At 75.7% G+C, this 23752-nt stretch carries 18 protein-coding genes, 1 tRNA gene and 1 pseudogene; 9 read left to right on the top strand and 11 right to left on the bottom strand.

Annotated features, from left to right (window positions below):
• Nucleotides 1–1519 (top strand): annotated as a pseudogene (locus IE219_RS18395) (DUF4246 domain-containing protein).
• Here IE219_RS18395 and IE219_RS18390 read toward each other — a convergent pair.
• From IE219_RS18390 to IE219_RS18375, 4 genes are all read right to left on the bottom strand, one after another.
• Complete coding sequence (locus tag IE219_RS18390; RefSeq protein ID WP_229849843.1) at nt 1486–1908, bottom strand: MazG-like family protein; 423 nt, start codon at nt 1906–1908, stop codon at nt 1486–1488. The pseudogene IE219_RS18395 and the gene IE219_RS18390 overlap by 34 nt on opposite strands.
• A gap of 167 nt (nt 1909–2075) precedes the next feature.
• On the bottom strand, nt 2076–3332 hold the full coding sequence (locus IE219_RS18385) for an arginine deiminase (protein WP_189978723.1): 1257 nt from the start codon (nt 3330–3332) through the stop codon (nt 2076–2078).
• 25 nt (nt 3333–3357) lie between these two features.
• The gene (locus tag IE219_RS18380) at nt 3358–4818 is read right to left on the bottom strand and encodes a basic amino acid/polyamine antiporter (RefSeq protein ID WP_189978721.1); all 1461 of its coding nucleotides are present in this window, start codon (nt 4816–4818) and stop codon (nt 3358–3360) included.
• A 193-nt stretch (nt 4819–5011) separates the two neighbouring features.
• Nucleotides 5012–6640, bottom strand: a complete 1629-nt coding sequence (locus IE219_RS18375; RefSeq protein ID WP_229849842.1) for an adenosine deaminase family protein — start codon at nt 6638–6640, stop codon at nt 5012–5014.
• Between the two features lie 234 nt (nt 6641–6874).
• Between IE219_RS18375 and IE219_RS18370 the strand changes: the two genes are divergently transcribed.
• Nucleotides 6875–7891 (top strand): phosphotransferase, encoded by a 1017-nt coding sequence (locus IE219_RS18370; RefSeq protein ID WP_189978717.1) that lies wholly within the window; start codon nt 6875–6877, stop codon nt 7889–7891.
• 13 nt (nt 7892–7904) lie between these two features.
• On the opposite strand, the gene IE219_RS32565 is transcribed toward IE219_RS18370, so the two are convergent.
• Nucleotides 7905–8393, bottom strand: a complete 489-nt coding sequence (locus tag IE219_RS32565) for an SAV_915 family protein (RefSeq protein WP_189978716.1) — start codon at nt 8391–8393, stop codon at nt 7905–7907.
• 699 nt (nt 8394–9092) lie between these two features.
• Between IE219_RS32565 and IE219_RS18360 the strand changes: the two genes are divergently transcribed.
• Nucleotides 9093–9821, top strand: a complete 729-nt coding sequence (locus tag IE219_RS18360; protein WP_189978714.1) for a hypothetical protein — start codon at nt 9093–9095, stop codon at nt 9819–9821.
• A 21-nt stretch (nt 9822–9842) separates the two neighbouring features.
• Here the strand turns inward: IE219_RS18360 and IE219_RS18355 are convergent, their stop codons facing one another.
• The gene (locus tag IE219_RS18355) at nt 9843–11366 is read right to left on the bottom strand and encodes a SulP family inorganic anion transporter (RefSeq protein WP_189978712.1); all 1524 of its coding nucleotides are present in this window, start codon (nt 11364–11366) and stop codon (nt 9843–9845) included.
• Between the two features lie 544 nt (nt 11367–11910).
• Between IE219_RS18355 and IE219_RS18350 the strand changes: the two genes are divergently transcribed.
• The 4 genes from IE219_RS18350 to IE219_RS18335 all read left to right on the top strand — a co-directional run bounded on the left by IE219_RS18350 (nt 11911) and on the right by IE219_RS18335 (nt 15676).
• On the top strand, nt 11911–12543 hold the full coding sequence (locus IE219_RS18350; protein WP_189978710.1) for a carbonic anhydrase: 633 nt from the start codon (nt 11911–11913) through the stop codon (nt 12541–12543).
• Nucleotides 12540–13184 (top strand): L-threonylcarbamoyladenylate synthase, encoded by a 645-nt coding sequence (locus IE219_RS18345; RefSeq protein WP_189978708.1) that lies wholly within the window; start codon nt 12540–12542, stop codon nt 13182–13184. The genes IE219_RS18350 and IE219_RS18345 overlap by 4 nt, the downstream gene beginning before the upstream one ends.
• A gap of 89 nt (nt 13185–13273) precedes the next feature.
• Nucleotides 13274–13345, top strand: a tRNA-Gly gene (locus IE219_RS18340).
• Nucleotides 13346–13348: 3 nt separating this feature from the next.
• Nucleotides 13349–15676, top strand: a complete 2328-nt coding sequence (locus IE219_RS18335) for a hypothetical protein (RefSeq protein WP_189978706.1) — start codon at nt 13349–13351, stop codon at nt 15674–15676.
• 85 nt (nt 15677–15761) lie between these two features.
• On the opposite strand, the gene IE219_RS18330 is transcribed toward IE219_RS18335, so the two are convergent.
• Nucleotides 15762–16985: a S8 family peptidase gene (locus IE219_RS18330; protein WP_189978704.1), complete on the bottom strand. Its 1224-nt coding sequence runs from the start codon at nt 16983–16985 to the stop codon at nt 15762–15764.
• Nucleotides 16986–17460: 475 nt separating this feature from the next.
• Here IE219_RS18330 and IE219_RS18325 point away from each other — a divergent pair, with 475 nt between their 5' ends.
• The gene (locus tag IE219_RS18325) at nt 17461–17865 is read left to right on the top strand and encodes an STAS domain-containing protein (protein WP_189978702.1); all 405 of its coding nucleotides are present in this window, start codon (nt 17461–17463) and stop codon (nt 17863–17865) included.
• Between the two features lie 13 nt (nt 17866–17878).
• Here the strand turns inward: IE219_RS18325 and IE219_RS18320 are convergent, their stop codons facing one another.
• The 4 genes from IE219_RS18320 to IE219_RS18305 all read right to left on the bottom strand — a co-directional run bounded on the left by IE219_RS18320 (nt 17879) and on the right by IE219_RS18305 (nt 21918).
• Nucleotides 17879–19273: an NAD(P)/FAD-dependent oxidoreductase gene (locus IE219_RS18320; RefSeq protein ID WP_189978700.1), complete on the bottom strand. Its 1395-nt coding sequence runs from the start codon at nt 19271–19273 to the stop codon at nt 17879–17881.
• Between the two features lie 234 nt (nt 19274–19507).
• Nucleotides 19508–19855 (bottom strand): YciI family protein, encoded by a 348-nt coding sequence (locus IE219_RS18315; RefSeq protein WP_189978698.1) that lies wholly within the window; start codon nt 19853–19855, stop codon nt 19508–19510.
• A 48-nt stretch (nt 19856–19903) separates the two neighbouring features.
• Complete coding sequence (locus IE219_RS18310; protein WP_189978696.1) at nt 19904–20806, bottom strand: Vgb family protein; 903 nt, start codon at nt 20804–20806, stop codon at nt 19904–19906.
• Nucleotides 20807–21210: 404 nt separating this feature from the next.
• The gene (locus IE219_RS18305; RefSeq protein ID WP_189978694.1) at nt 21211–21918 is read right to left on the bottom strand and encodes a TetR/AcrR family transcriptional regulator; all 708 of its coding nucleotides are present in this window, start codon (nt 21916–21918) and stop codon (nt 21211–21213) included.
• Between the two features lie 166 nt (nt 21919–22084).
• On the opposite strand from IE219_RS18305, the gene IE219_RS18300 reads away from it, so the two are divergent.
• Nucleotides 22085–23719 (top strand): amidohydrolase, encoded by a 1635-nt coding sequence (locus tag IE219_RS18300; RefSeq protein ID WP_189978692.1) that lies wholly within the window; start codon nt 22085–22087, stop codon nt 23717–23719.
• Nucleotides 23720–23752: the final 33 nt, after the last annotated feature.

The following is a 23752-nucleotide window of genomic DNA, read 5'->3' as shown; positions in this document are numbered from 1 at the left end:
TTGACCGCCCCGTCCGCATTCCCGCTGCCCTTCCACACCACCCGCTCCCTGCCGTTCGCGACGCCCCGGACCCTGCGGGAGGTCGAGATGACACGGTGCAGCGCGCACATACGGGAGAAGCCCGGATGGGCCGACAAGGCGCGCGACGCGGGCATCGTGGCCCGGTGGACCCGTGAGGCGCTCGACCAGGGCCTCACCGAGGCGCAGGTCCGCTACGTCCTCGCCGAACTCGCCCACTACGCGGCGCTGCGGGACGGCTCCACCGGCGCCGAGGTGTCCGCCGTCGACGGCGTCTGGCAGTCGGACTCCCTGATCGGCGAGGACCTCGGGGCGCGGCTGCGCGCGGCGGTCCGGGTCCTGGAGGACGTCCCCGAGGAGGAGCGGGACTGGCATCCCGGCTCCGGCGGGCAGGTCCTCGACCTGGTGCACCCCTCGCTGTTCTGCCTGGTGCGGGAGGTGAGCGGGGCGCCCGAGCGGGCCTGGCGGAACCCGACGGACCCCTACACGAAGCACGAGTTCTCGGAGCGCTTCCAGTGGCTCCCCACGGACGTGGACGTCAGCGACGGGGGCGAGGCCGTCTTCGCCTCGTACGTCAACAACGTCCATCCCGAGCGGCACCGCGAGCTGGCCGCCGTCCTGCCGGAGCTGTTCGGGCGGGTGCTCCCGCTGCTGGAGAACGTGCTCACCGACCTGCGCCACCCCCGCCCCCTGCGGATCGAGGCCGATCCGCACGGCTGGTACGGCCCCGAGCCGGAGCACCCGGAGGAGTCGGACCATGCCGACGAGGAGGCCTACGAGGCGGCCGTCGAGGCGTGGGAACTGGCCCAGGACGAGTGGTGGGAGACCCGCGTCCCGATCGTCCCGGACGCCCCGGAGTTCACCGCGCCCGAGGTTCCGACCGGGTCCGACCGGGTCCGACCGGGTCCGCCTGAGCGGGCGCCGCCTCCAGGTCATCGTCAAGCTCGCCACCCTCCACCTGACCCCGGAGCGGCCCGAGTACGCGGGCGGCTCCTGGCACGTCGAGGGCATGCTGAACGAGCGCATCGTCTCGACCTGCCTCTACTACTGGGACAGCGAGAACATCACCGAGAGCCGCCTCGGCTTCCGCGCGGCGCTCGACGACCCGGCCTACGAGCAGAACGACGACGACGGGGTGCGCGAGGTCTACGGTCTGGAGAACGAGGACGCGCTCAACCAGGTGCTGGGGTCGGTGCCCACTCCGGAGGGCCGCTGCCTGGCCTTCCCGAACGTCCTCCAGCACCGCGTCGAGCCGTTCCGGCTCGCGGACCCGAGCCGTCCGGGGCACCGCAAGATCCTCGCGTTCTTCCTCGTCGACCCCGCGCGGAGGATCGTCTCGACCTCCGACGTGCCGCCGCAGCAGCCCTGGGCCGCCACCTCGACCATGACGCCGGAGGAGGCGAAGGGCTACCGCGAGGAGCTCATGAAGGAGCGGAAGTTCTTCGTCGACGAGCACAACGAGAAGCTCTACGAGCGGGAGTTCTCACTCTGCGAGCACTGATCCTTCCCAGGATCACGGGCCCCCTCCGTGAGCACCGCTCCGCTCCGTGACGCACGCTCCGCTCCGCGAGGGGTGCTCTCCTCCAGGCGGGCCGCGACCCGGCGCAGGTGGGCGGCGAAGACCTCGGGGGCGTCCGGGGTGAGGGTGCGGAGGGCCACCATCGCCGTGATGGCGACGTCGCAGAGCTCCGCCTCGACGTCCCGCCAGGTGTGGCTGGTGCCCTTGCGGGGGTTCTGCCCGGTGGCGCCGATGACCGCCTGCGCCGCCTCCCCAACCTCCTCGGAGAGCTTGAGGACGCGCACCAGGATCTCCTGGGAGGGCGGGAGGTCCTGGTGGGCGGCGAGCCGGTCGCGGAGGCGGGTGACGGTGGTCCAGGTGTCGTCGGTCATGACGGCAGCCTGCCAGGCCGGGCGGGGCCGGGGCGTCAGTTCCCGGCCCCGCCGTCCGGAAGGTCCTGCGGGTACCAGCGGAGTTCGACGGCGTTGCCGTCGGGGTCCCGGACGTAGACGGACTCGGCGGGGCGGCGGGGCCGTACCGGCGGCGGGGGTGGCAGGGGTCAGAAGTCGACCGGGTCGCGGACGAGGGGGCAGGTCATGCAGTGGCCGCCGCCGCGTCCGCGGCCGAGTTCGGCGCCGACGATGGTGACGACCTCGATCCCGGCCTTGCGCAGCAGGGTGTTGGTCTGGGTGTTGCGGTCGTAGGTGACGACCACGCCGGGTTCCAGGGCGACGGCGTTGTTGCCGCTGTCCCACTGCTGGCGTTCGGAGGCGTAGACGTCGCCGCCGGTCTCGATGACGCGGAGGCCGGGGAGGCCGAGGGCCTTGGCGACGACGTCGGTGAACGGGGTGTCCCCCTCGTCGGTGATCTCGATGCCGGGGGCGCGGTCGGAGGGCCGCAGCGAGAAGGTGTGCACGGCGCCGACGATCCTCGGGTAGAGGGTGACGACGTCCCGGTCGGCGAAGGTGAAGACGGTGTCCAGGTGCATGGCGGAGCGCAGCTTCGGCATCCCGGCGACGACGACGTGCTCGGCGGCGCCCCGCTCGAAGAGGGCGCGGGCGACCTGGGTGATGGCCTGGCGGGAGGTCCGTTCGCTCATGCCCATGAGGACGACGCCGTTGCCGACGGGCATGATGTCGCCGCCCTCGAAGGTGGCCTGGCCCCAGTCCCGTTCGGGGTCGCCCCACCAGACGGTGGCGTCCTTGTAGTCGGGGTGGTGGGTGTAGACGGCCTTCATGAGGAGGGTCTCGCCGTGCCGGGCGGGCCAGTAGAGCGGGTTGAGGGTGAGGCCGCCGTAGAGCCAGCAGGTGGTGTCGCGGGTGTAGAGGGTGTTGGGCAGCGGCGGCATCAGGTATTCGCGGGCGCCGACGCCCTCGCGGGCGAGGGCGTCGTAGCCGGAGCGGAAGTCCTCGGGCAGGTCGGCGGTGGACAGGCCGCCGATGAGGTGGTCGGTGAGCGCGCGGGGGGCGAGGGAGTCGAGGAAGGCGCGGGTCCCGTCGATGAGGCCGAGGCCGACCTCGTTGGCGATGATCTTGCGGTCGAGGAGCCAGGCCCTGGCCTCGGGGATGGCCATGGTCTCGGTGAGCAGGTTGTGCAGTTCGACGACCTCGATCCCGCGCTGGACCATCTTGTTGACGAAGTCGGCGTGGTCGCGCTGGGCGTTCTCCACCCACATCACGTCGTCGAAGAGGAGGTCGTCGGAGTTGGTGGGGGTGAGCCGCCGGTGGGCGAGGCCCGGGGAGCAGACGAGGACCTTGCGGAGCCGGCCGACCTCGGAGTGGACGCCGAGGGGGGCCGCGGGGGTGTCGGGGGTCATCGGTGGTCTTTCCGGAAGGGGTGGTTCACAGCTCGATCCAGCCGGCGGCGAGGGCGGTGACGCCGAGGGCGGCGCCGGCGACGGAGACGGCGCAGAGGACCGCCTCCCGGGGTGAGAAGACGCGCCGTCCCTGTTCGCGGCGGGCCTGGGCGAAGAGGAGGGTGGCGGGGGCGTAGAGGATCAGGGAGACGAGGACGAACGTGAGGCCGGCCGCGTACAGCAGGAAGGCGGTGTAGAGGGTGGCGAGGCAGGCGACGGCGAGTTCCGTCCGGGTGCTCGTGCCGGTCACCCGGTGCTCCTGGGGCCGCAGCGCGATCTTGAGGGCGAAGGCGGCGGCCAGCAGGAAGGGGATGAGGCTGAGGGCGCTGGTGAGGTCGAGGGCGAAGTTGAAGGCGTCGTCGGAGAAGGCGGTGACGACGAGGACGACCTGGCTGAGCGCGGTGGTGAGGAGGAGGGCGGGGGCGGGGACGTCGTCGGCGGTGGCACGGCCGAGGAAGCGGGGCATGTCCTTGTCCTTCGCGGCGACGAAGAGGACCTCGGCGGCCATCAGGGTCCAGGCGAGGTAGGCGCCGAGGACGGAGACGATCAGTCCGGCGGAGACGAAGACCTTGCCCCAGGTGCCGACGGCGGCCTCCAGGACGCCGGCCATGGAGGGCTGGCGCAGTGCGGCGATCTCGCTCATGGGCAGGATGCCGTACGACACGATGGTGACCGAGGCGAAGACGGCGAAGACGCTGAGGAAGCCGAGGACGGTGGCGCGGCCGACGTCCTCGCGGCGCTTGGCGTGCCGGGAGTAGACGCTGGCGCCCTCGACGCCGAGGAAGACGAAGACGGTGGCGAGCATGGTGCCGCGGACCTGGTCGAACAGCGAGCCGGCGTAGTCGGCGCCGCCGAAGTTGTCGGCGAAGACGGCGGGTTCGAAGCAGAAGAGGGCGAGGAGGACGAAGACCAGGATCGGCACGATCTTGGCGACCGTGACGATCCGGTTGATCGCCGCGGCCTCCTTGACGCCGCGCCGGACGAGGAGGAAGAAGGCCCACAGTCCGGCGGAGGAGAGGACGATCGCGAGGGCGGTGTCGCCGTCGCCGAGGGCGGGGACGAGCGCGCCGAGGGTCGACATGATGAGGACCCAGTAGGTGACGTTGCCGACGCAGGCGCTGGCCCAGTAGCCGAAGGCGGAGAAGAAGCCGAGGTACTCGCCGAAGCCGGCCTTGGCGTAGGCGTAGACGCCGGCGTCCAGGTCGGGGCGGCGGACGGCGAGGGTCTGGAAGACGAAGGCGAGCATCAGCATGCCGAGGCCGGCGACGGCCCAGGCGATGAGGGCGCCCGCGACGCCGGTCTCCTGGGCGAAGCGGCGGGGCAGCGAGAAGACTCCGGCGCCGACCATGGAGCCGACGACCATGGCGGTGAGCGTGAGGAGGCTGAGCTTGGCCGTCGTGGGGGCGGCCCCGGGGGCGGCTCCGGCGCTGGGTTCCGCTGCGGTCATGGCGTACCTCGTCGGCGCGTGGGAGGAGGCGTCGGGCCGCTCAGACTCTAGCCCTGTATGCACCCGTATGACCGATTGATCCGGCCGTACGGGTGAGGCGGGCGGAACGGGCGGTACGGGTACGGGGGCCGCGCACGCGGGAGCGCCCGGCCCCTCCGGTGGGGGGCCGGGCGCTCCGGGGCGGTGCTCCGGGTCAGCGGACCGGGTTCGCGTGGGCGGCCTCGAAGGCGGCGAAGGCCGCCTCCTGGCGCCATTCGAGGGCGGCCTTCCCGCTGCCCTCGACGAGCCGGCGGCAGGAGGTGGAGCGGATCGGGGTGCCGGGCCGCTCGCCCCGGCAGGCCGGGACGGTCCGGTAGCCCTCGGCGGTCGGGTTGCCGCGCCACAGGCTCGCGCCGGGGACGAAGGCGTACTCCAGGGAGGCGCGCGCGAGGTCCTTCAGCTCCGGGTACGACAGGCCGTAGGTGCGGGCCGCGTAGCCGTACTCGTGGGTGATGTCGATGCGGGAGACGCCCGGGTCGTCGGTGGCGAGCACGACCGGGACGCCGTAGGCGCGGTACGTCTCGAAGGGGTGCTCGGCGCCGCGCACGCCCAGGATCTGGGCGTTGCTGGTGAAGGGCACCTCGACGGCGGTCTCGCGGGCGGCCATGGCGCGGGCCGTGCCCTGCCAGTCGTTCTCGTGGACGAGGTCCACGCCGTGGCCGACGCGGTCGGTGCGGGCCACGCCGACGGCCTCGGCGATGTGGAAGGAGAGGTCCTCGGGCTTGACCAGGCCGGGCCACAGCTCGCCCGCGTGCAGGGTGACGTGGGCCCGGGGGTAGACGCCGCGCAGATAGGCGATCATCCGCATCTGGAGGCTGTAGTTCTGCAACGAGCTGTCCCAGTCCTCGGGCTGGACCAGGTTGACCGCGACGAAGCGGTCGTCCCGCTCGGCGAGCCGCAGGCCGAGGGCGATCTGGGTGAAGACGCGCTCGGGGGAGCTGCCGCGCGAGACCTGGGAGATCCAGCGGACGGTGAGGCCGCAGGAGGGCCGCTCGCGCTCGGTGCCGCACCGGGCGGCGCGGCGGAACTCGGCGTCGCCGTCGTCGGCCTCCTTGACCGCCTCCTTCACGAGGGCGTCGAGGCGGCCGCCGTCCGTGAGCTTGCGGTGGAGGGCGGCGAGGTCGGCGTCCCAGCCGACGGCGTCGGCGAGCTTCTTGGCGCCGTCGGAGGCCGGGCTGACCATGGTCTCCAGGTACGACTGGTTCTGCTCGGCGACCTCGTCGGCGAAGGAGGCGAGCAGCTTGCCGCGGTGCCGCCAGGTCACCTCGCCGAACTTGCCGAAGGTGTCGAAGAAGTGGTCGTGGCCGTTGCCGCCGGGCGGGAAGTCCTGCATGGACCAGGCCCGGATCAGGGCGTCGCGGAAGGCCCGGTCGGTGCGGGCGTCGGCGGCCGGGCGGGTGCCGGGGCCGCACGGCGGCGGGACGGCGGTCATGGTGGCGGTCTGGACGCAGAGCCCGTCCTCGGCGGCGAGCCGGATCAGGTACTCGGTGGAGACGGCGCCCGAGAGGTGGTTGTGCAGCTCGCCGCCCTTGGGCATGGAGCGGAAGAACGCGTCGAGCCGGCCCGGCCGTTCGCGTACGGCCTCCAGGTAGGCGTCGGTACGGGCCTCGGCGGGGGTCGGCACCCGGGGCGCGGCGGCGGGCCCGGCGGCCGGCACGATGGCCGGGGCGGAGGCAGGGACGGCGGAGGCGGGGACGGCGGCGCTCAGCGGGAGCAGGCCGAGGGCGGCCACGGCGGCCGGGAGGAGCCGGCGGCGGGTGGCGGATCGGTGGGGCGTAGTCACCCGAGCATGATCGTGATTCCCCCGCGCCCCGGGACCCGCCGAAACGCCCGGCCGGGCCCGACCACCCGACCGGGCGACAGGACACGCCTCGAACGGGTGATCCCTGGGGTCACGTTCGAGTGCACGCCCGGCGGGTCCGGGATGTGACGGGCCGGATCGGCGGCCGGGGCGCCATGGGCCGGTGCCCCGCATATTCCGGTGCGCCGGAGTGGGGGACGGTGGTGGAATCGTCCGATGCGTGCGACGGACGACGAGTGGACGACGGTGGTGGACCGGGGGCGGTTCCCGGACGCGGTGACGCCCTGGGACGACGGGGAGTGGCGGCGGGAGGCGCTCGGCTGGGCCGGGCGCGGGCTCGCCGCGCACGGCCTGGCGGAGACGGGGACGCGGGAGGTGCGGGTGCGCCCGTGGTCGGTCCTGGTGCGCCTGCGCACCGGGCCGGGCGGGCGGGACGCGGCCTGGTTCAAGGCCGGGAACCCGGACAACTCCTTCGAGGCGGGGCTCGCCGGGGCGCTGGCCGACTGGGTGCCCGGGGACGTGATGGCGCCGCTCGCGGTGGACGCGGAGCGGGGCTGGATGCTGCTGCCGGACGGCGGTCCGCTGTTCCGGGACGTCCTGGACGCGGGCGCGGCCGGACCCGCCGAGTGGGCGATGGCGGTGGGGCGGTACGCGCGGGCGCAGCGGCGGCTGGTGCCGTACGCGGACCGGATCGCCGCCCTGGGCGTGCCGGAGGCCAGGACCCGGGACCTGCCGGACCTCTTCGAGTCGCTCGTCACCGGCAATCCGCTGTTCGACGCGGCCGAGCGGGCCCTGCTGCTGGGGCGGCGGGGGCTGCTGGCCGACTGGTGCGCGGAGCTCGACGCGTACGGCGTACCGGACTCGCTCGACCACTGCGACCTGCACGACGGGCAGATCCTCGCCCCGGGCTCCGGCCGGTTCACCTTCTTCGACTGGGGCGACGCCTGTGTGGGGCATCCCTTCGTGAGCCTCCTGGTGCCGGTGCGGGCGGTGGCCGAGCGGTACGGCCCCGGGGCGGTGGCACCGCTGGTGGACGCGTATCTGGAGCCGTGGTCCGGTCTCGGCCCGTCGTCGGCGGAGCTGCGCCGGGCGGCGCTCCTCGCGGTGCGGCTCGCGGCGCTGGGCCGGGCGGGTTCGTGGTTCCGCCTCTTCCCGGGCACGCCGCTCGACGACAGCCGGGAGGCGAGCGCCGCCTGGGTGCGGGAGCTGTTCGCCGCCGACGACGCCTGGTGACGGGGGCCCGTTCCTACGGGCCGACCTCCCGGGCGCACAGGTCCGCCAGGGTCTCGCGGCGGACCAGGAGCCGGGCGGCGCCGTCGCGGACGGCGACGACCGGCGGGCGGCCGACGAGGTTGTACGCGGGTTCCCGTACCGGGGTGGGTTCCCGTACCGGGGCGGGTTCCCGGCTCTCGGTCTTCCCGGCGGGAGCGGCCTCGGGGGCCGTTCCCGGGGCCGTGAGGGTCGGGTCGACGGTCAGGGTGCGGATGCCGAGCGGGCGGGTGAGGGCGCGCAGGGCGGGTTCGGAGAGCGGGATCCACGGCTGGCCGGCGCCGAGGGTCGCGCGGAGCCGTCCGGGGGTGGTGAAGCCGACGGCCGTGCGGGCGCCGACGGGCGTGCGGAAGAGGCGGGCGGTGACGCCGTGGGCTCCCGGCCGGACGGGCACGCAGAGGCGTCCGGCCGGGACCGGTTCCCCGGGCTCGGGTTCGTCGGGGCCGGTAAGCGGGGTGCGGGGCATGGGGGTTCCTTCCCGGTGGGCGGTCCCCGGCGGGGTGCGCGGGGTGCTCCTCCGCAGCCTTGCCCGGTGCGGGGCCCGCCGTCCGCGTCCCTGACGCGGTCCTGACGCCGGGAGGGGCGGGTCTTGACGCGCCGGTCACGCGGGCGGGCCGGGGGCGGTGTCCGAAGGATCTCGACCGGGCGCGCGGGCGAACCTCGGCGGCGAGAGGAGCGCCACCGGCCGGGCTGCCGTACGCGGGGGGGCGCGAGCGGCCCGGACTCCTTCGACCGCTCCGGGCCGACCTCCTGGGCCTTCCGCCGGGCGAACGTGTCGCTGCCGCGCGCCTCGCAGGCGCGGGCCGCCGTCGGCACCCGGCGCGTCCTGGCACTTCGTGTCTCCCTCTCGGGCCGGCCGCGTACCGGCGAACAGCGTTCCGGATACCCACCAGGGGTATGAAGAGCCCAAGGGGATCAAGGTCCCGGCGGGTGCCGCCCGGCACGGCGGCCCGGTGGCACCCCGTGCCTGGCCGACGGGGAGCGGGACGTCGGCTGGACGGAAGCCGGGCCGAGCTGGAAACCTCGGCGGCGGAGGACCCGATCATCACCGGTCCCGCCCGTGCGCCGCCGCGAGGGGAGCGTGGCGCGGACCGTGACCGTCGCGTCCCCGAAGGCGCGTCCGCCGCACCCGCACGCGCCGGTACCGCGAGGAGGAGGACCACCGATGACCGCCGCCCGGGAAGAACGGCTGCCGCTCGACGCCGCCAGCGTCGACAACGCGAGGACGACGCTGCTCCAGCTCCTCGCGCGGGCGGGGGTGTTCTCCGGCGACGCCGAGGAGCTGATCGGGCTCGTCGAGGCGGGCTCGCTCGCCGCCGCCCACCGCGAGCTGGCCGGCACCGGCCGCGAGGCCCCGCCCGGGAGCGGGGAGGCGTACGCGACCGGCTGGCGGGACGGTTCGCGGGCCGTGGCCGAGGGGCTCGCGGGCCTGGCCGACCGGGCACTGCGCGCGGCCGTGGCCGCCGGGCCCGGCGGGGAGCCGGACGCCCGGCCGCCGGTCGGCCGGATGGAGATCGAGCGGGCCAGGGTCGCGGTCGTCCCGCTGTACCTGTCCTTCTCCGAGGAGTCGGAGCTCGACCCCGAGGTCACCGAGCAGGTGCTGGTGGCCGTGCTCGCCACGATGGACGCCCGGGAGCGGGCCGCCTACCCGGGCACGCTGACCGCGTTCGCCGCCGGGCACCAAGGCCGTCTGGAGCGGTTGTACGCCGCGTACGGACCGGGCGGTCCGGTCGCCATCCACGGCCGCTACACCCTGGTCCACTCCCCCACCGGCCTCGCCGTCCTGGAACGGCTGGCCGCCCGGCCCGGGGAGCTGCGGGCGGAGTGGGACGCGGCCGAGCTGCCGCCGGCCTGGCTGGACGGGCTCACCCGGGCCTGGGACGCGGGCGCCTGACGGCCCGTCCCCGTCGTCCCGTCACTTCCCGGCGGCGGTGGGCACCGCCGGGAGGGCGTGGAGGCGTACGGGGTGGGGGCCGGCCGCCGTGTGGCGTTCGGCCCAGGCGGTCACCGCGGAGCGGCAGGCGTGGTCGAGGTGGTGCAGGCCCGACAGGTCGACCTCGACGGGCCGGTCGCGGGGCAGCGCCTCCAGGGCGTCGAGGAGCTTGGGCAGCCGCAGGAAGGTGGCGCCGCCGCTGACCCGGACCCGGAGCACCCCGCCGGGGACCGGACGGCCCCCGCCGTCCGCCGGGACCGGCTCGTCGGCGCGGTCCACCCGGAGGTGCGACGCCTCCCACGCGGCCTTCGCGACGGAGAGGCCCAGGCCGATCAGCACCCCCTCGAACATGCCGACCGCCACGATCGCCGCCGCCGTCGCCGCGAGGACCGCCGCCTCGCCCCGGTGCCCGCGCCAGAGCGCGGCGATCCCCCGGAAGGGGATGAGCTTCCAGCCCGCGTGCACGAGGATCCCGGCCAGCGCCGGCAGCGGCACGTACGCGAGCACCCCCGGCAGCAGCGCGGCGAAGACCAGCAGCCACACGCCGTGCAGCAGCCGGGCGGCGCGGGTGCGGGCACCGGCCCGGACGTTGGCGGAGCTGCGCACGATGACGGCGGTCAGCGGGAGCGCGCCGAGAAGCCCGCAGAGCGTGTTGCCGACGCCCTGGGCGATCAGTTCGCGGTCGTACTCGGTGGGCGGGCCGTCGTGCATCCGGTCGACGGCCGCCGCGCCGAACAGCGACTCGGCGGAGGCGATGAGCGCGAAGGCGAGGACGGTACCGAGGACGGCGGGCTCGGCCAGCGACCCGAGGGCGGCGGTGTCCGGCGGGCGGACCGCGTCGAGGACGCCGTCGATCCGGACCGTCGCGACGGGCAGCCCCGCCGCGGCGGTCACGAGCGCCGCGAGGACGACCGCGACGAGCGCGCCCGGGACCGCGCCGGCCCGGCCCGGCAGCCGCCGCCAGCCCGCGATCACCAGGACCGTGCCGGCGGCGAGGGCCGCGGAGGCGGCGGCGCCGGGGTCCGCGAGCGCCCCCGCGAGGGCGGCGGGCAGCCCGGCCAGCCGGGCCGGACCGCCGTCGGGGGCGTCGGTCCCGGCGGCGGTGTAGAGCTGGCTCGCGATGATCACCAGGCCGATCCCGGCGAGCATGCCCTCGACGACCGAGAGGGAGATCGCCCGGAACCAGCGGCCCCAGCGCAGCGCGCCGAGCACCGTCTGGAGCAGCCCGGCGGCCAGCACGACGGCGCCGAGCCCGGCCACGCCGAGGTTCCGCACCGTCTCCAGGACGAGGACGGTGAGTCCGGCGGCCGGTCCGGAGACCTGGAAGGTGCTGCCGCGCATGGCGCCGGTGACGAGCCCGCCGACGATGCCGGTGATCAGGCCCAGTTCGGCGGGGACGCCGGAGGCGACGGCCACGCCGACGCAGAGCGGCAGGGCGACGAGGAAGACGACGACGGAGGCGGCGAAGTCCTGGCGGAGGTGGGGCGGCGGAAAGAAGGAGGACATGCGGAAGGACCCCTCACGAGCGGGACGGACGGGTGGCGGACGTGCGCGGGGAGGGAAGCGGTGGCCGCAGGCTAGTGGCCGGGAGGGGGTCGGCCCGGCGGCCCCGGGCCCGGGTCGGCCGGAAGCACGCGGTACGTGACGCGAACCGCCGTCGAACGGGCGCGGGGGCGCACCGGCACGACCGGCGCGTCGGACGCGGGCGCCGCTCACGCACGCGCCCGGGGGCGCGCCGGAAGCACCTCGGGGCGCGCGGGGCCGGGAGGCGGGCGTACGGACAACGGGCGCGCGGAAAGCAGGGAGCGGGGAAAGCAGGCGCGGGACGGCCGGGGCGGGCGGAAGCCGGGGGCCGCGGGTCCGGGGGGCGTACGGGCCCGGAGCGGGTGGGGTGGCCGGGGAGAGCGGGACGCGTGGGGCCCGGGGGTGCGTGGGGACCGGGGGACGTATGGGGTCTAGGAGGCGTGTGGGGTCCGGGAGACGTGTGAGGCTGATCTCGGTGGGTGGACCCGGTCGCGCGTGGGGGGTGGGCCGCGCATAAAGTGACGGCATGCCCCGTACTTCTCCGGCCATCGCCCTCGACGCCCTTCTCGACGGCAACCGCCGCTTCGTCTCGGGCACGCCCGAACACCCCAACCAGGACGCCGCCCGGCGGACCGAGCTCGCCCCCGGCCAGGACCCGTTCGCGGTGATCCTCGGCTGCTCCGACTCCCGGCTCGCCGCCGAGATCATCTTCGACCGGGGGCTCGGCGACCTGTTCGTCGTCCGCACCGCCGGTCACGTCCTCGGCCCCGAGGTCCTCGGCAGCGTCGAGTACGGCACGAGCATCCTCGGCGCGCGGCTGGTCGTGGTCCTCGGCCACGACTCCTGCGGCGCGGTCGCCGCGGCCCGCGCGGCCGTCGAGGAGGGCTTCGCGGCCGGCGGCTTCGTGCGGGACGTGGTGGAGCGGGTGACGCCGAGCATACTGGCGGCCCGGTCGGCCGGTCTGACCGCCGACAGCGACATCATCGACGAGCACATCCGGCACACCGCCGATCTGCTCCTGGACCGTTCCCGGGTGCTGTCCGAGCAGGTCGCGGCGGGCGAGGTCGCCGTGGTCGGCCTCGGCTACGAGCTGGCCGGGGGCCGCGCCCGGCTGGTGGCCACGCACGGTGTCGTGGCCGAGGAGGGAACCCCGGCGTGACGGTCCGCTTCGACTGCGCCGACCCGGCGGCCCGCGCGGCGGGCCTCGGGGAGGCCGCCGCCGCGGTGCGCCGCGGCGAGCTGGTGGTCCTGCCCACGGACACCGTGTACGGGGTCGCGGCGGACGCCTTCGACCCGAAGGCGGTCGCCGCGCTGCTGGCCGCGAAGGGCCGGGGCCGGCACAAGCCCTCCCCCGTCCTGGTCGACTCGGCCGCCTCCCTCGCCGAACTGACGGACGAACTGCCGGACGCGGCGCGGGCCCTGATCGAGGCGTTCTGGCCGGGCGGCCTGACCCTGGTGGTCCGGCACCGGGCGTCGCTGGACTGGGACCTGGGCGAGACCGGCGGCACCGTCGCGGTGCGCATGCCGGATCATCCGCTGACGCTCGAACTGCTCGCCTCCACCGGCCCGTCGGCGGTGTCCAGCGCCAATCTGACCGACCGTCCGTCGCCGCAGGACTGCGACGCGGCCCAGGGGATGCTGGGCGACGCGGTCGCGGTCTACCTGGACGGCGGCCGGACGCCCGGCGCGGTGTCGTCCTCGATCGTCGACCTGAGCGGCGAGGTCCCGCTGCTGGTCCGCGACGGCGTGCTGCCGGTGGACGAACTGCGCGCCCTCGTCCCGGACCTCGTCGTCCGCTGACGCCTCTTCACCCCTCTCTTCCGCCCCGCCCCGGGCCGTACGGAATTTCCGTTGCCCGGGGCCGGGGCGGCGACTAGCGTCGGCCGCATCGACGTGTAGCTCAGCAGGAGAGCGCCGGGCTTCCTACCCGGAGGACGCGGGGGCAGGACCCGCCACGTCGGCTCATGGACAAGCACGCTGATCAGCAGCCTTCGACGCCCCCGTTCCCCTCTCCCTCCGTCTCCGGCGCCTACGCCCACGGGCAGTTGGCGCGGGCCTTCGTCACCTCCCTCACCCACGCCGACCCGGACACCCGGCGGCGCGCCGAGGACCGGGTGCGCGGCTGGCGGGAGGTGCTGGCCGGAATGACGTCCGGGGCGCTGCGCGTGGGGTCGCGCACTCCGGTGGACGGGCTGCCCGCGTGGGTGACGCCCGAGGTGCTGCACGGCGGTTTCGCCACCGGCTCCGCGCGGGCCGGGGGTCCGCTCCTGGCGTACGAGACCGAGGCGGCGCGCCGCGCCGGGGTGCCGGCCGAGCGGGCGGCGCTGTTCGCGCACCATCTGACGGAGCCGGGGCTCGCCGCGCTGTGGGAGCTGATCGACTCGGGCCGGTACGAGGTGGTGGTGCCGGAGGAGGCGGCGCTGCTCACGGTGGCCTGGCTGGTGCGGGCGGGCGAGACGGAGGCCGCGCTCGAACTCGTCGGGACCCTGCGGCCGTTCGCGGACCGGCTGCGGTTCCTGCCCCGGCCGGTGGACCGTCCGGCGCCGGAGGCCGGGGCGGTGCACCGGCGCACGGTGGGACAGGCACGGGCCGAACTGGCGGCCCGGCGGCCGAAGGAGGCGGTGGAGGCGCAGCGCGAGGCGCTCGCGGTGTGGCTGCCGTTCGCGGACGAACTCCTCTCCCACTGGCTTGAGTTCACCGGCTCGGAGGGGCTGGTGCCGCCGGGCGCGCGGCCCGCGCCCGGCTGGTCGGCGCGCGGCCGGACCCTGCTGGAGCGGTACGAGGCGCTGGCCGGGGAGCACCGGCTGACGCGGCGGCACCGGGATCCGAAGGGCAACGAGGGCATTCTGCGCGGGGCGTTGGAGGAGCTGGTGGCCGGCCGGGCGCTGGACGCGCGGCGCGCGGGCCTGGTGCGGGTGGCGGTCGCGGGGATGGTGCGCAAGCGGGGCCTGCCGGGTTCGGCGCGGCACACCGCGCTGCGGGCCGGTCAGGCGGCGCAGGCGGCGCTGCCCGCGCACCACGCGCTGGCGGCGGTGGTCGCGGAGCGGTTCGCCGGGCTGCCGCAGGAGGCGGGCGTGGCGGACGTGGACGCGCTCACGGGGCCGGTGACGGCGGCCGAGGGCCGGCGGACCGGGCTGCCCGAGGGGGCCGGTGTGCCTCCGGCGGTGCGGCGGGTGGCGGAGTCCGCGCGCAGCGCGCCGCTGGGCGTGCTCGTCGCGGACGGGGCGGTGCCGTCGGCGGAGGCGATGGCCGCGCTGGTGCCGCAGCTGGTCGCGGCCGAGCGGGCCGCGTTCTACCGGGACCCGGGGCTGCGGGAGCTGATGGCGGCGAACTACCGGGCGTTCCGCAACCGGCGTTCGCTGCTGCTGCTCGATCTCGCGCGGCAGGTGGGTCCGGAGGAGCTGCCGTGGGTGCGGGCGGTGGCCCGGCACGCGGACGGCGGCGACGCGGCCCGCCGGTCGGCGGGCGCGGCGGCGCGGACGCTGGCGCGGACGGCGGTGGAGCACTTCCCCGGCACCCTGCCGCCCAATCCGCTGGTGCGCGAACTGGGCGCGCTGCTGCGGGTGTCGGGCCTGGACGCGCCGCTGGTGGAGGAGCTGGCGGCGGACATCTTCATGGGCCGGTTCAGCCCGAAGTTCCTCGCCTCGGCGGGGATCGCGGCCGAACTCCTGGGCGGCGGTTCGCTGTACGAGCGGTACTACGGCATCGACTACGCGGCGGTGCGCGCGCTGGCCCGGGAGGGCGCGGGCCGGCGGGCGGCCGGGGAGGGCGCGGCGCTCGCCGGGTTCGCCCTGCTGTGCCGGGAGCGGGCGGGCGAGGAGGCGGGGTACGGCTCCGTCGCCGCGAACGGCATGGTGATCGAGCAGGCGCAGATCCTCACCACGCACAATCTGGCGACGCTGGTCGGGCGGGTCGGGGTGGCGCCCGGCGACGGCTGGGCAGAGGCGGCCGTGCGGTCGTACGGCACGGTCCACCGGCTGACGGAGCGGGCGGGGCACGCCCTGTATCCGCTGCGGTCGGTGAAGGACGCGGCGTACGCGTGGCGGCAGATGGTCTTCTACCTGTCGCTGTGCGACGAGCGGGAGCGGGCGGCGGTGCTGGACCGGCTGGCGGCCGGGGCGGCGCGGCGGCCGGTGGTGGCGGCCCGGCTGGCGCCCGCGCTGCTGGGGCTGCGGCACGTCGCCGGGGGCGGGACGTTCGACGCGGCGGGGACGGCCCGCGCGGGCCGGGCGCTGCGGCTGACCGGCTGGGCGGTCTCGGGGCACTGGCTGCGGCCCGCGCCCTGGAAGTGACGGCGCGGCCGTGCCCCGGCGCCCTGTGAGGGGACGCCGGGGCCGGGCGGCCCGGTTCCTTCTGGTTCCTTCTGGTTCGGTCCGGTTACGGGACCAGGCGGAGCAGGCGGTTCGGGGAGCCGGAGCCGGGGTTGGTGACCTTGTTCGGGGTGGCGCCGTTCACGAGGGCGGTCGCGACCTGGGCCGGGGTCGCCGCGGGGTGGCCGGCGAGGTAGACGGCGGCGGCGCCTGCGACGTGCGGGGTGGCCATGGAGGTGCCGGAGATGGTGTGGGTGGCGGTGTCGGAGGTGTTCCAGCCCGCGGTGATGGAGACGCCGGGGGCGAAGAGGTCCACCACGGCGCCGTAGTTGGACCAGCTCGCCTTGGTGTCGGTCTTGTCGGTGGCGCCGACGGTGAGGGCCTCGGTGACCCGGGCGGGCGAGGAGTTCTTGGCGTTGACGCCGGAGTTCCCGGCGGCGACGGCGTAGGTGACGCCGTCGGCGATGGAGCGCTTGACCGCGTTGTCGAGGGTGGTGGAGGCGCCGCCGCCGAGCGAGAGGTTGGCGACGGCGGGGGTGCCGGCGGCGTGGTGGGCGGTGACCCAGTCGATGCCGGCGACGACGCCCGCGGTCGTACCGGAGCCGTTGTCGTCCAGGACGCGGACGGCGACGACCTTGGCGGCCTTGGCGACGCCGTAGGTGGAGCCGGCGATGGTGGTGGCGACGTGGGTGCCGTGGCCGTTGCCGTCCTGGGCGACGGTGTCGCCCTCGACGGCGTCGTAGCCGTTGACGGCCCGGCCGCCGAGTTCGGCGTGGCCGATCCGGACGCCGGTGTCGATGACGTAGGCGGTGACGCCGGCGCCCGCGCTGTCCGGGTAGGTGTAGGTGCCGGAGAGCGGGAGGGCGGCCTGGTCGATGCGGTCGAGGCCCCAGGGCGCGTCGGTCTGGGTGGCGTCGGCGCGGACGGTCCGGTTCTGCTCGACGGTGGCCACGGCCGGGTCGGCGGCGAGGCGGCGGGCGGCGGCGTCGTCGAGGGTGGCGGTGTAGCCGTTGAGGGCCGCGCCGAAGGTCTTGCCGACCTTGCCGCCGTAACCGGCTATCAGGCCGCGGCCCCTGGCCGAGCCGGCGGCGAAGCCGGCGTCCTGCTTGAGGGTGACGAGGTAGCTGCCGGGGATCGCGTCGGCGGTTCCGGCGGCGAGGACGACGCCCTCGGCGGGGGCCGGGGCGGCGGCCTGCGCGGGGGCGACGGCGAGACCGGTGGCGAGGGCCGCGACGGTGGCTGCGGAGGCGATCAGGGTCCGGCGGGCGGGGCGGGACTTCGGCAGTGCCATGGTGAGGGTTCCTCCTCGTGGCGGCGCGCCCTGGGCGGCGCGCTTCGGGGGGTCCGCGTGCGGTCGCACGCACCGCCGGGAGGGGGGTCCCCGATCCGGCGTGAGCAGCAGCCTGGGCGCCACGGACCGGACAGTTCAAGGAAGTTGACCGCTTGTCATGCATCTGCCATACAGCGGACACGCAGAGTCCCCCGATCCCCCGTCGAACCCCCATGAACCGCCCCACCGCTCCCCCGCCGCCCGGCCGTCGCCTTCCGGCCACCGGACGGCAGGGTCCGGCCATCGGACGGACGGGGTTCCCGCACCGGCCCCGGTCCCGCACCGGGCGGGACCGCCCCCGGGACACCGCTCCGGTCGCGAGGTGTCCACGTCTCGGGACGGGTGACCGGTCCGTGGACCGCCGTGCGCGGAGGCGGGCTCTCGGGTGAGGATGCGGTGACGGCCGCCCCCCGGCCGGGAGCGAGGAGAGACGGCGATGACCATCGAGTGGCGTTACACCATCCACCCCGGCCTCGGCGTGCTCTCGCTGGCCGGGTTCCTCGGCCAGGAGGCCGTGGGGCGCTTCCACGGCGCCGTCGGATGGGCGCTCGCCCGGGGCACCGGGCCCGTCGTGCTGGACCTGACGGGGCTGCGTGGCTGGTCGGCCGGAGGGCGTACCGCCGTCTCCGAGGCCGCGCTGCGGCTCGCCGCCGAGGGGCGCGGGCTCGAACTCGCCGCCGTGCCCCCGAGCGGGCCGCAGTTCGCCGACGGGATCCTCGTCGGCGAGGGGCGGCTCGTGATCGCGGTGCACGGGGACCTCGCCGCCGCGCTCGCCGCCCACCGCGATCCGGGCGTCGAGGAACGCGAATGGCGCAGCGACGCCTGGCCCGGGAACGGCTGACGGGCGGGGCCGGTCAGCTGCCGAAGCCGAGGCCGAGCCGGTCGAGGGTGCGCAGCCACAGGTCGCGGCGGCCCTCGTTGCGGTCGGCCCGGGTGAGCGAGCGCTGGGTGAGGCCGATGCCGATCGAGCGGACCGGCTCGGGCGGGAAGGGCAGCGGCTTGCGACGCACCAGGTCGAGCGCGGTGCGCTCGGTGCGGTCGCCGGCCAGCAGGTCGAGCATCACCTCGGCCCCGAAGCGGGTGGCGCCGACGCCGAGGCCGGTGAAGCCGGCCGCGTAGGCGACCTTGCCCCGGTGACTGGTGTCGAAGAAGACGCAGAAGCGGGTGCTGGTGTCGATGGCGCCGCCCCAGGCGTGGCTGAAGCGGACGCCCTCCAGCTGGGGGAAGGTCCGGAAGAAGTTCCGGGCGAGGGTGGCGAAGGTCTCGGGGCGCCGGTAGTCCTCGGCGCGGACCCGGCCCGCGTAGTGGTGGACGACGTCGTAGCCGCCCCACAGGATGCGGTGGTCGGTGGAGATCCGGACGTAGTGGAAGTGGTTGGCGGGGTCGGACCAGCCCTGGCGGTTCTTCCAGCCGACGGAGGCCAGCCGCTCCTCGCTCAGCGGTTCCGTCATCAGCGCGTAGTCGTAGACGGGGACCGTGTAGGGGCGGTGGCGGCGCAGCAGCGACGGGAAGGCGTTGGTGGCGAGGGCGGCCCGGCGGGCGGTGATCCGGCCGTAGGGGGTGCGGACGGCGACGACGGCGCCGTGCTCGTCGAGGGAGAGGCCGGGGGTGTGCTCGTGGACGCGGACCCCGAGGTCGAGGCAGGCCCGCTTCAGGCCCCAGGCGAGGCGGGCCGGGTTGACCATGGCGGTGTCGCTCCGGTTCCACAGGCCGCCGAGGAAGGTCGGGGAGTCGATCTCGGCGCGGACCCCGGCGGCGTCGAGGAGCGTGGTGTCGGCGCCGTACCGGGCGGCGGTCTCGGCCTCCTCGGCGAGCCAGGCCACCTGGTGGGGTTCGGTGGCGACGGTGAGGGAGCCGGTGCGCTCCCAGTCGCAGTCGATGCCGTACCGCTCGACGGCCTCCTCCATGGCCCGGAGGTTCTCGCGGCCGAGGCGTTCGAGGGTGCCGATCTGGTCGGGCCAGCGGTCGAGGCCGTTGCCGAGGCCGTGGGTGAGGCTGGATTCGCAGAAGCCGCCGTTGCGGCCGGAGGCGGCGTGGCCGACGGTGTCGGCCTCGATGAGGACGACGTCGGCGGAGGGATCGCGCTCCTTGGCGACGAGCGCGGTCCACAGACCGGCGTAGCCGCCGCCGACGACGAGCAGGTCGCAGGTGGTGCCGCCGACGAGGGCGGGGGTGGCGCGGGGGCGGCGCGGGTCGTCGAGCCAGAACGGGGTCGGATCGGCGTCCCGCAGCGAGAGCAGGGGGTCCATGGATGTCCTCCGGGTCGCGGAGGAGCCCGGTCGCGGGGCTCCTTGACGAGGTGCCGCCCATGAGACCCGGCGGCGCGCCACAAGGTCAATGGTGTTGACATAAGGGGTACGGGACCGGCCCCCGCGACCGGAAGGCGAGTCGGCCGCGGGGTCCCGCCGGGCGCCTTCGCGTGGTCCCGTCGGGTTCCGTCCTCGCGCGGTCCCGTCGCGCGCCGTCGGCCGTTCCCGTACGGCTCAGGCGGATTCGAGGACCGGGCGGACCTCGACGGTCTCCGGGGTGGGCAGGCTCGCGGCCGGCGCGAGGGCCTCCTCACGGTCGGCGACCTCCACCAGGAACCAGCCGCCGAGCGTCTCCTCCCCCGCGTGCACGGGACCCTCCACGACCGTCCGCGTCCCGTCCGCCCCGGCCCGCACCGTCGCCGGGGCCGTCCGCCCGGTCTCCAGCGCGTCGCCCCCGACCAGCTTCCCGGCCCCGGCAAGAGCGCCGATCCAGCCCTCGTACTCCTTGCGGTACGCGGCCCGGTCGGCCCGGATCAGACGGCGCGACGCGTCCGTCTCGAAGACGACGAGTGCGTATGTCACGAGGAACCTCCTTTCGTCAGAAAGCCGTTGAGGAGAGGTGAGGGAGGGTCAGGGGGTGATGCGGGCGAGTGCGCCGGTCTCCAGGGCGGTCCACAGGGCGCCGTCGGGGCCGGTGGTGATGCCGTGCGGTTCGGAGCCGGGGGTGGGCAGGTCGTGGGTGGTGATACGGCCGTCGGGGGTGAGCGCGCCGACCCGGTTGCCCGCCCATTCGGTGAACCAGGCGGTGCCGTCGGCGGTGACGGTGACGGCGTGCGGCCGGGCGGCGCGGTCGGGCAGCGGGAACTCGGTGACGTGCCCGTCGGGGGTGACGCGGCCGATCTGGCCGGCGCCGATCTCGGTGAACCACAGGGCGCCGTCGGGGGCCGTGGCGATCCCCACCGGCGCCGCGCCCTTGGTCGGCAGGGGGTGGAGGACGACCGTGCCGGACGGGTCGATCCGGCCGACGGCGTCGGCCTGGTTGAGGGTGAACCACAGGCCGCCGTCGTGGCCCGCGGTGATCGCGGACGGGAACGCGCCCTCGACGGGCAGTGGGAACTCGGTGACGTCGCCGCCGGTGGTGATCCGGCCGATCCGGCCGGCGGCGGTCTCGGTGAACCACAGCGCGCCGTCGGGTCCGGCCGCGATGCCGAACGGCCCCCGGCCGGAGCCGGGCAGGCCGAACTCGGTGACGGTGCCGTCGGTGGTGATCCGGCCGATCCGGTCCGCCCGGTACTCGGTGAACCACAGGGCGCCGTCCGGTCCGGTGGTGATCACGGTCGGCCCGCAGCCGGGGTCGAGCCGGTGCTCGGTCGGCCGCCCGCCGGGGACGAGCCGGCCGATCCGGCCGCCGTGGACGAGGGTGAACCACAGGGCGCCGTCCGGGCCCGTGGTGAGGGCGTAGGGTCCGGCCGCGCCGTCGGCCACCGGGTGCTCCTCGACGGTCGCGGGGGTGCCGGAGGTCTGGGGGGTCAAGGGGTCTCCTTCGGATCGTGCGCGGTGAGGGTGGGTCACATCTTGTACCAGGCAAGGATCATGGGGTGCTCGCGGTCCGCCGGGAGCCGTTCGCGGGCTTCCCGGTGACCGGTTCGGCGGGGTGCGGCGGGGCTCCGGCGGATCGCGTCAGCCACAGGCCGGTGAGGACGGCGGCGGCCAGGGGGACGGCCCCGGTCAGCGGGGACAGGGTCAGGGCGGACAGGACGGTGCCCGGGACGGCGGGGGCGGGGTTGGCGGGGTCGCGGGACTCGTCGAGGGAGCGCAGGCCGACCAGCAGCAGGGCCGCGCCGATGGGCAGGTTGACCAGGAAGGCGGTGGGCCGGCCGAAGGCTTCGGTCAGGACGCCGCCCGCGCGGGCCGTGCGGCGGCGGGCGGGCCGCGCGTCAGCCGCGCGCGTCCGGGTGCAGGGCCGCCACCGCCGCCAGCATCAGCTCCAGCGCGAAGGGGTAGCCGCTGTCGCGCATGTCGGCCGCGAGGAGCGGGAAGGTCGCGGCGACGTGCGGGTGGCTGTCCGCCGGGAGGCGGCCGTAGACCTCGCGCCAGACCTCGGTGTCCGCCTCGGCCGCCGCCGGGGGCAGGGCGGCCGCCGCCGCGTCCTGGGCGGCGAAGGCGAGGGCCTGGTCGACGAAGGCGTGGTAGATCCGGACCGCGAGCGGGTCGGGGAAGCCGCCGTCCCGGAGGATGCCGAGGATGGTCTCGACGGCCCGCGTCTCGTGCGGCCGGCCGGTGGTGCGGTGGGCGGCGAGCAGCGCGGCCTGCGGCTGCGACAGGTAGGAGCCGTGGATGCGCAGCCCCATGGCGCGCAGGTCGGCCCGCCACTCGCCGGTGGCCCGCCAGCCGTCCTGGGCGCGGCCGATGAGCTCGTCGGCGAGCGCCAGGAGGAGGGCGTCGGTGTTGCGGAAGTAGCGGTAGAGGGCGCTGGGATCGGCGCCGAGGGCCGCGCCGAGGCGCCGTACGGAGAGGGCGTCGGCACCGTGCTCGCCGACCAGGCGCAGCGCGGTGTCGACGATGAGCCGTTCGGAGAGGACGGCGCCCTGCTTGGTCGGCCGGCGCCGCCGCCTGCCGTCTTCGGGTACGACGCGTGCGGACATGGCCGGGACCTTACGTCAACACCATTGACGTGTAAACGGCCCGCGGGCTTCCATGGCGCCGACGTCCGGAGCCCGGCGCCGGCACCGCTCCGGCGGGCCGCGGCCCGTGACGGTCCCGTCCGCCCCGCGCCCGTCCGGCGCGTCCGCACGCAAGGGAGCCGCCCGCATGCCCCAGGCCGATCTCGTCTTCACCCGAGGCCCCGTCCTCACCCTGGATCCGGCGCGGAGCCGGGCCACCTCGCTCGCCGTGACCGGCGAGCGGATCACGGCTGTCGGCCACGACGAGGTGCGCGAGCTGATCGGGCCGGGCACCGAGGTGGTGGACCTGACGGGGAAGCTGCTGCTGCCCGGCTTCCAGGACGCGCACGTCCACGCGGTGGGCGGAGGCAGCGAGTTGGCCGAGTGCGACCTCACCGAGAGCGTCGACGTCGCCGCGTACCTGGAGCGGATCCGGGAGTACGCCGAGGCCCACCCCGAGCGGGAGTGGATCACCGGCGGCGGCTGGTCGATGGAGAGCTTCGAGGGCGGTCTGCCGACCCGCCGGCTGTTGGACTCGGTGGTGCCGGACCGGCCGGTGCTGCTGTCCAACCGCGACCACCACGGCGCCTGGGCGAACACCCGGGCGCTGGAGCTGGCCGGGCTGACCGCCGCCACGCCGGACCCGGCGGACGGGCGGATCGAGCGGGAGGCGGACGGCACGCCGAGCGGCATGCTCCAGGAGGGCGCGACCGGTCTGGTCTCGCGGCTGGTGCCGGCGAGCACGGCGGAGGGCCGGCTCGCGGGACTGCTGCGGGCGCAGCGGCTGCTGCACTCGCTGGGCATCACCGGCTGGCAGGACGCCCTGCTCGGCTCCTTCAACGGCATGAACGACCCGTCCGACGCGTACCTGACGGCGGCGAAGGACGGTTCGCTGACCGCCCGGGTGACCGGCGCGCTGTGGTGGGACCGGGAGCGGGGCGCCGAACAGATCCCCGAACTGGTCGCCCGGCGCGAGGAGTTGGCCTCGGGACGGTTCCGGGCCGGCTCGGTGAAGATCATGCAGGACGGGATCGCGGAGAACTTCACCGCCGCGATGACCACCCCCTACCTCGACGGCTGCGGCTGCGCGACCGGCAACTCCGGGCTCAGCTTCGTCGACCCCGAGGCGCTGCGCGGCCACGTCGCCGCGCTGGACGCGCTCGACTTCCAGGTGCACTTCCACGCGCTCGGCGACCGGGCCGTGCGGGAGGCGCTGGACGCGGTCGAGGCGGCCGTCGCCGCCAACGGGCGGCGGGGCAACCGCCACCACCTCGCCCACCTCCAGGTGGTGCACCCCGACGACGTGGCGCGCTTCGCCGCGCTCGGCGCCATCGCCAACATCCAGCCGCTGTGGGCGGCGCACGAGCCGCAGATGGACGAGCTGACGATCCCCTTCCTGGGGGCGGAGCGGGCCGCCTGGCAGTACCCGTTCGGCTCGCTGCTGCGGTCCGGGGCGACCCTGGCGGCGGGCAGCGACTGGCCGGTCTCCAGCCCGGACCCGCTCGAAGGGATCCACGTGGCCGTGAACCGGCGCGACCCGGCCTCCCCGGACGAGAAGGTCTTCTACCCGGAGGAGCGCATCGACCTGCTCTCCGCCCTCACCGCCTACACCGCCGGGTCGGCGCACGTGAACGGCCACGACGACGCGGGCAGCCTGCTCCCCGGCCACCTCGCCGACCTGGTCGTGCTCGACCGGGACGTGCTGGCCGCGCCGCCGGAGGAGATCGCCGAGGCGCGGGTGGAGCGGACGTACGTCGGCGGCCGGCTGGTCCACGGCGACTGACCGGCCGCACCGGTACGGCTCCCCCAAGGGGCC

This window comes from Streptomyces termitum, from assembly GCF_014650175.1.
Classification (GTDB): Bacteria; Actinomycetota; Actinomycetes; order Streptomycetales; family Streptomycetaceae; genus Streptomyces; species Streptomyces termitum.
This window is presented reverse-complemented; position numbering and strand designations above follow the sequence as displayed.

Excerpts from the sequence above, each read along its gene's own strand:
- IE219_RS18390 (WP_229849843.1), bottom strand. The coding sequence starts at position 1,908 with ATGACCGACGACACCTGGACCACCGTCACCCGCCTCCGCGACCGGCTC.
- IE219_RS18385 (WP_189978723.1), bottom strand. The coding sequence starts at position 3,332 with ATGACCCCCGACACCCCCGCGGCCCCCCTCGGCGTCCACTCCGAGGTC.
- IE219_RS18380 (WP_189978721.1), bottom strand. The coding sequence starts at position 4,818 with ATGACCGCAGCGGAACCCAGCGCCGGAGCCGCCCCCGGGGCCGCCCCC.
- IE219_RS18370 (WP_189978717.1), top strand. The coding sequence starts at position 6,875 with ATGCGTGCGACGGACGACGAGTGGACGACGGTGGTGGACCGGGGGCGG.
- IE219_RS32565 (WP_189978716.1), bottom strand. The coding sequence starts at position 8,393 with ATGCCCCGCACCCCGCTTACCGGCCCCGACGAACCCGAGCCCGGGGAA.
- IE219_RS18360 (WP_189978714.1), top strand. The coding sequence starts at position 9,093 with ATGACCGCCGCCCGGGAAGAACGGCTGCCGCTCGACGCCGCCAGCGTC.
- IE219_RS18355 (WP_189978712.1), bottom strand. The coding sequence starts at position 11,366 with ATGTCCTCCTTCTTTCCGCCGCCCCACCTCCGCCAGGACTTCGCCGCC.
- IE219_RS18350 (WP_189978710.1), top strand. The coding sequence starts at position 11,911 with ATGCCCCGTACTTCTCCGGCCATCGCCCTCGACGCCCTTCTCGACGGC.
- IE219_RS18335 (WP_189978706.1), top strand. The coding sequence starts at position 13,349 with ATGGACAAGCACGCTGATCAGCAGCCTTCGACGCCCCCGTTCCCCTCT.
- IE219_RS18330 (WP_189978704.1), bottom strand. The coding sequence starts at position 16,985 with ATGGCACTGCCGAAGTCCCGCCCCGCCCGCCGGACCCTGATCGCCTCC.
- IE219_RS18325 (WP_189978702.1), top strand. The coding sequence starts at position 17,461 with ATGACCATCGAGTGGCGTTACACCATCCACCCCGGCCTCGGCGTGCTC.
- IE219_RS18320 (WP_189978700.1), bottom strand. The coding sequence starts at position 19,273 with ATGGACCCCCTGCTCTCGCTGCGGGACGCCGATCCGACCCCGTTCTGG.
- IE219_RS18305 (WP_189978694.1), bottom strand. The coding sequence starts at position 21,918 with ATGTCCGCACGCGTCGTACCCGAAGACGGCAGGCGGCGGCGCCGGCCG.
- IE219_RS18300 (WP_189978692.1), top strand. The coding sequence starts at position 22,085 with ATGCCCCAGGCCGATCTCGTCTTCACCCGAGGCCCCGTCCTCACCCTG.